This window comes from Thermococcus sp. (assembly GCF_015523185.1).
Classification (GTDB): Archaea; Methanobacteriota_B; Thermococci; order Thermococcales; family Thermococcaceae; genus Thermococcus.
This window is the reverse complement of record NZ_WAKV01000033.1, coordinates 1-5,264: the sequence shown is the minus strand read 5'-3', so window position 1 is coordinate 5,264 and position 5,264 is coordinate 1. Positions and strand designations below refer to the sequence as shown.

The 5,264-nt window shown below is 52.4% G+C and carries 8 protein-coding genes and 1 pseudogene; 8 read left to right on the top strand and 1 reads right to left on the bottom strand.

What is annotated here, in order from left to right; genetic code table 11:
• The 3 genes and pseudogenes from F7B33_RS03895 to F7B33_RS03885 form a co-directional block, all read left to right on the top strand.
• A pseudogene (locus F7B33_RS03895) lies at positions 1–793 on the top strand (prenyltransferase); the annotation flags it as partial.
• Positions 747–1,028: a hypothetical protein gene (locus F7B33_RS03890; protein ID WP_297073198.1), complete on the top strand. Its 282-nt coding sequence runs from the start codon at positions 747–749 to the stop codon at positions 1,026–1,028. The pseudogene F7B33_RS03895 and the gene F7B33_RS03890, both read left to right, overlap by 47 nt.
• A 5-nt stretch (positions 1,029–1,033) precedes the next feature.
• Complete coding sequence (locus F7B33_RS03885; RefSeq protein WP_297065291.1) at positions 1,034–1,456, top strand: secondary thiamine-phosphate synthase enzyme YjbQ; 423 nt, start codon at positions 1,034–1,036, stop codon at positions 1,454–1,456.
• Here the strand turns inward: F7B33_RS03885 and F7B33_RS03880 are convergent, their stop codons facing one another.
• Positions 1,457–2,014: an Era-like GTP-binding protein gene (locus F7B33_RS03880; protein ID WP_297065257.1), complete on the bottom strand. Its 558-nt coding sequence runs from the start codon at positions 2,012–2,014 to the stop codon at positions 1,457–1,459. It lies immediately after the preceding gene.
• Positions 2,015–2,063: 49 nt separating this feature from the next.
• Between F7B33_RS03880 and F7B33_RS03875 the strand changes: the two genes are divergently transcribed.
• From F7B33_RS03875 to F7B33_RS03855, 5 genes are all read left to right on the top strand, one after another.
• A complete protein-coding gene (locus F7B33_RS03875) occupies positions 2,064–2,375 on the top strand; it encodes a GTP-binding protein (protein ID WP_297065259.1) in 312 nt (103 codons plus the stop codon).
• A 2-nt stretch (positions 2,376–2,377) separates the two neighbouring features.
• Positions 2,378–2,935, top strand: coding sequence for an HD family hydrolase (locus F7B33_RS03870; RefSeq protein ID WP_297073196.1), 558 nt, complete (start codon positions 2,378–2,380; stop codon positions 2,933–2,935).
• 60 nt (positions 2,936–2,995) lie between these two features.
• A complete protein-coding gene (wtpA, locus tag F7B33_RS03865; RefSeq protein WP_297065293.1) occupies positions 2,996–4,063 on the top strand; it encodes a tungstate ABC transporter substrate-binding protein WtpA in 1,068 nt (355 codons plus the stop codon).
• Between the two features lie 33 nt (positions 4,064–4,096).
• Positions 4,097–4,588 carry an isoprenylcysteine carboxylmethyltransferase family protein gene (locus F7B33_RS03860; protein ID WP_297065265.1) on the top strand — a complete coding sequence of 164 codons (492 nt, stop codon included), beginning with the start codon at positions 4,097–4,099 and terminating at the stop codon, positions 4,586–4,588.
• Between the two features lie 29 nt (positions 4,589–4,617).
• Positions 4,618–5,264, top strand: a 647-nt coding sequence (locus F7B33_RS03855; protein WP_297073194.1) for an ABC transporter permease, incomplete at its 3' end; no start/stop codon positions are given.

Genomic DNA, 5,264 nt, shown 5'->3' with positions numbered 1-5,264 from the left:
CCGCTCGAAGGCCCTCCTTGAGCTCTCAAAGGCTTTAATAGCACTCGGCAGTTATGAAAGTGCCTTTTCGGCTGTCCGCGAGATGAACTCTCAGGAGTGGGCAAAGCAGGCCTTCAAGGAGCTTGCGTTTCGCCTCAGCGAGCTCGGTGTTATCGAGAGGTACGCAGATTCATTCATAGCCCTCGCCGAGGAACTATCGAAAAAGTTTGGGGAGGGTTTCATCCCCGAGCTTTCCACGGCATTGGCACTCGCTGGGAGGGGCGAGCTCGCCGTCGGGATGCTCAGGAGGGTCGGTGACATGAATCTTTTCGAGCGGGTCGCTTTGGACGTCCTTGACAAGAACCCCTCGTCCCTCGGGGTGTTCTTGGGTGCCCTTTCCGAGGATGAAGCCAGAGCTGTCGGAAAAGCTCTGATGAACCGCATCCTGGAAGAACTAGGACCTGGAAAGAAAGAAATAGTTAACACCATAGCCCGCTTCGCTCGTTCCGAGGAGGTCTGGGCCAAGGTTGCCCGCTTTTACACGCTCGTCGGCGATATTGAATCCGCGAGGAAAATAGGCCTCGTTCTTCAAAATCAGAGGCTCCGCTCGATAGTTATGGCCGACGTTGCCCATCACTACCTCAAGCAAGGTGACGTTGAGAGGGCCGTTGACACCGCCCTCGAAGTCAGGGACAGGCGCTTTGCTTCGATACTCATGTCGGAAATCCTCATAAAGGCCCTCCAAGAAGAGTTAAAAGGGGTTAGCAATGGAAAGGTTAAGGTCGCTAATAGGAAAGCGGGAGAACAGGCTTGACTTCATCAGGGACATGGTTTCCCTTCTTCTCTCCCGGGAGGACGTGTATTCCAACGAGGCCCTGTTTAGGGATGCCGTCGAGGAGGTTTACTCCCTTCTAAAGGTCGAACTCCGCTCCGGCAACTTCGAGGTTCTCGATGCCTACGAAACGGCGGTAGTTTTAAGGGCCGTTGTGTTCAAAGAAAACCTTGACGTTAGGGCTCTATTGATGAGGCTTCTCGACCAGCTGGGGTGATGAAAATGCTCTATGAGATTTCCATCGAGACCCGGGAGCGCTGTCAGGTTGTGGACATAACCGAGGAAGTTCAAAAAATGGTCTACCGCTCAAAGGTGAAGCACGGTATAGCGGTCGTCTTCACCCACCACACGACTACTGGTCTCTTCATAAACGAGTACGAACCGGGCCTAATCGAGGACATAAAGGCCAAAATGGCCGAGCTCGTGCCGAGAGGGGCCGGCTACTCCCACGACAGGATTGACAACAACGCCCACGCCCACATAAAGGCGAGCATCTTCCTAAATCCAGAGGTTGTGGTCCCGATAGACCAGGCCGAGCTCCATCTGGGAACGTGGCAGAGGATTCTATTCGTTGAGCTTGACGGCCCGAGGCACAGGAAGGTTTACGTCATGATTTGCCCCTGTCCCGAGATGCCTGAGGAGTGATTAGACGTACATCGCCATGTGGGCAATCCTTTCGAGGAGCTCGTTGAAGCCCTCATAGGTTACGAGAGACAGGGCGAGTGGCTCCTGTTCAAGCCTTTTCTTTATGATTTCCCTCAGTTCTTCCACCCGTTCCCTTGGAACAAGGTCAATCTTGTTGATAACAACTATTATCGGCTTTTCGTAGCGCATTTTGAGCATGTGATGGAGCTTCTCCATGCCCCGGTGAAGGCCGACGGTGGCGTCGACCATGTGGATAATTATGTCGGCTGAGATTATCTCCTTTATCAGCTCCCTGAACTTCTCCTCGCTAAGGACCTTTCCCCTCAGCTCGTACCTTGGGTCGAATAGGCCGGCCGTGTCTATCAGGACGAACTCGTCGGCCCCACCGAAGGGGTTCTTCATCCCCTTGGGTATCTTGAGCTTTCCAAAGTGCTTTTTCACCAGTCCCTTTGTTGTCCCCGGCAAATCCTCAACCTCGCTTACATTTCCGCCAACGAGCGCGTTCATGAGGGTTGATTTGCCAACGTTTTCGGCACCGATTATCGCAACCTTTATCATCCCCTCACCCCCAAACTGAACTCAGTGGAGGGATTTAAAGGTGATTGGTATGAAGCGCGTAAAGCTCGGCCATCACTATTACTACTCCCTAACTCCCGATGAGCTGAAAACCGGTGGGTTTCGGGGTAAGAACGTCGTCATCGAGGGAATCGTTGAGGACAAACCCCTCGTCGAGTTCCTTCCCATGGAACTGCCGAGCTGGAGGACAACGTTTAGGATACACGGCATCAGGATTGACTTTGCGGGAAGCCCCTGCATAGGAAAGGGCGACAGGGTTAAGGTCTACGGACGCTTCCTCGGCGATGCGATAATTGCAACGGCCGTTGAAACCGATAAGGCAATCTTCACGACGGAGGAGTGAGGATGCTCGACCTTCTAATCGAGCTAGGCAACCTGAAGAGGCTCCCTAGAACCGGCTGGCTCCTCCGGGGAGTTTCAAATCCGGAAAGCATAGCCGACCACAGCTATCGCGTCGCTTTGATAACACTCTTCCTGGCGGACGAGCTTAAAGAGAAGGGTGTTGAGATAGACGTCGAGAAGGCCATCAAAATAGCGCTCCTACACGATGTGGGTGAAGCAAGGATAACGGACGTGCCGAAGACGGCTCAGTACTACCTCAATAAGGGTAAGGCCGAGAAGAAAGCCGTCATGGAGCTCCTGCTCTCGTCTCCAAAGCCGAGGGAATACTTCAAGCTCTGGCGCGAGTACGAGGAAGAGTCCAGTCTGGAAGGTCGGCTCGTAAAGTTCGCGGACAGGCTAGAGATGCTGATTCAAGCTTATGAGTATGAGAAGACAGGCTTTCGGAACCTCGAAGAGTTTTGGGGAACCTTGGAGGAGCTCCGGAAGAGTGAGTTCTACGTGCATTTCAAAGGGCTGGTGGATGGGATAGAGGAACTAAGAAAACAGAATCATTTACGTTAACGCCTTTGTTTGCTCAAAATGTTTAAATACCCGTTTCTGTCCCTTATACTGGTGGTTTTGATGAGGAATGCGGGTTTCCTCTTACTCGCGGTTCTTCTGCTCTCTGTCGTCACAGCTGGATGTATCGGCGGTTCTTCCCCGGCGTCCTCAAGTGGAACAACGACAAGTCAGAGCAAGGCACTCAAAGAGGAAACGCTGATAATCTTCCACGCCGGCTCTCTCAGCGTCCCGCTCCAGCAACTTGAGACGGAATTCGCCAAATACGCCGAGGAAAACCTCGGTGTCAAAGTGAAGTTCCAAGACGAGGCGAGCGGAAGCGTTATGGCTGTTAGAAAGGTCACCGACCTCCACAAACCGGCGGACATAGTGGCAACGGCCGATTATACTCTAATCCCCCAGATGCTTGTTCCGAATTACACTGATTTCTACGTTCTCTTCGCGACCAACCAGATTGTTATTGCCTTCACGAACAAGAGCAGGTACGCCAACGAGATTAACTCAACCAACTGGTACGAAATCCTCGCCAAGCCCGGTGTCCGCTTCGGCTTCAGCAACCCTAACGACGACCCTTGTGGCTACCGCTCTGTGATGGTCATGAAGCTGGCAGACCTCTATTACGGCAAGCCGGTATTCGAGACCCTCGTTGAGAAGAACACCAACATCTACGCCAACGGAACCCACATATATGCCCCCAAGGAAATCCAGCTCAGGAGTGATAAGGTTGTTATAAGGCCGAAGGAGACAGACTTAGTCGGCCTCGTCGAAAGCGGTGCCATAGACTACTTCTTCATATACAAGAGCGTCGCCGAGCAGCATCACCTTCGCTACATAACGCTCCCGGCTCAGATTAATCTCGCTGACTTCAAGCTCGCCGACTACTATTCCCAAGTCGAGATTACCCTCGGCTCAACAGGGAAAACCATCAGGGCCAAGCCCATCGTCTACGGCGTGACCGTCCTAAAGAACGCCCCACACAGACAGCTGGCCATGGAGTTCCTCAAGTTCTGGCTTGGAAAAAAGGGCAGGGAGGTTTTCAGGCAGAACTACCAGGACTTCCTCAACCCGCCCATAGCGTTCGGAAACGTCCCGCCAATAATTCAGGATGAGGTCAAGGTCGAGAAAAGCTAAAAATCTTTCACATTTTCTTTTTATGGTGGTGGCATGGAGTCCGTCAAACTGAGGAAGCTGACTTTCTTGCTGTTCTTCACACTCATTCCCTTCTCCTGTCTGAGCCACTGGCCTTTGATAACGGGCCGGCTAGCGAGGATTATGCACTGGACCGGCTTTGTGATTCTTTCAATAACGGCGCCTTTGGCCATTTACGTCCACTCACTCTTCCCCAAGAGGCACGACGAGCCAGGGGACTTTGAGAAACTTATAAGCGAAGGCCCTTACCGCTACGTTAGGCACCCTTTCTACTCCGCCTTCATTGTTATGGGCTTTGGAATTGGCCTCTTCTGCGTTAGCGTTCCCGGTTTAATTGCATACACCTTACTGCTCCCGCTGTGGGGGAAGCTCGCTGAGGTGGAGGAGAAGGAGCTCCTTGAGTACTGGGGGGAGGAATACAGGCGGTTTATGGAGACAAGGGGCAGGTTCTTCCCGAAGTTAAACAAAAGTATTCAACAGACTGATAGAAAAAACGAAAACCTTTAAATTTCTTCCCCAATCTCCGTAGGGGAACCATGAGGCGCGACTACACACTATACTTCTTCGCCGCACTCGGTAGCTTCATGATAGTCTACATACTCCTCCCTCTGGGGATGATATACGCCAAACAGGCCGGTGATTTCGGGGCGTTCCTGAAAACCATCCACGACCCCGTTGTGCTCTCGGCTGTTAAGCGCTCCCTTCTCACGGCAACGGCGACGGCGTTGATAGCACTTCTCTTCGGTGTTCCCCTCGGTTATGTATTGGCCAGAAAGGACTTCCCCGGGAAGAGCTTTGTCCAAGCCATTGTTGACGTCCCGATAGTCATTCCTCACTCCGTCGTTGGGATAATGCTCCTCGTAACGTATTCCACCTACATTCTCGACAACTATCTCGGGATAATCTCTGCAATGCTCTTCGTCTCCGCGTCCTTTACAATAAACTCTGCCAAAGACGGTTTTCTTGCAGTTGATGAGAAGCTTGAGGCCGTTGCAAGAACCCTAGGCGCTTCCCAGCTCAGGACGTTCTTCACGGTCTCCCTTCCGATAGCTTTTCCTTCGATAGCGAGCGGGGCAATAATGACATGGGCGAGGGCCATAAGCGAGGTTGGAGCGGTTCTGATAGTTGCTTACTACCCGATGACGGCTCAGGTTCTAATACTTGAGTACTTCAACAACTATGG

Bases quoted from the DNA above. Each gene is read 5' to 3' on its own strand.
- F7B33_RS03890 (WP_297073198.1), top strand. From the start codon at position 747: ATGGAAAGGTTAAGGTCGCTAATAGGAAAGCGGGAGAACAGGCTTGAC.
- F7B33_RS03885 (WP_297065291.1), top strand. From the start codon at position 1,034: ATGCTCTATGAGATTTCCATCGAGACCCGGGAGCGCTGTCAGGTTGTG.
- F7B33_RS03880 (WP_297065257.1), bottom strand. From the start codon at position 2,014: ATGATAAAGGTTGCGATAATCGGTGCCGAAAACGTTGGCAAATCAACC.
- F7B33_RS03875 (WP_297065259.1), top strand. From the start codon at position 2,064: ATGAAGCGCGTAAAGCTCGGCCATCACTATTACTACTCCCTAACTCCC.
- F7B33_RS03870 (WP_297073196.1), top strand. From the start codon at position 2,378: ATGCTCGACCTTCTAATCGAGCTAGGCAACCTGAAGAGGCTCCCTAGA.
- wtpA (WP_297065293.1), top strand. From the start codon at position 2,996: ATGAGGAATGCGGGTTTCCTCTTACTCGCGGTTCTTCTGCTCTCTGTC.
- F7B33_RS03860 (WP_297065265.1), top strand. From the start codon at position 4,097: ATGGAGTCCGTCAAACTGAGGAAGCTGACTTTCTTGCTGTTCTTCACA.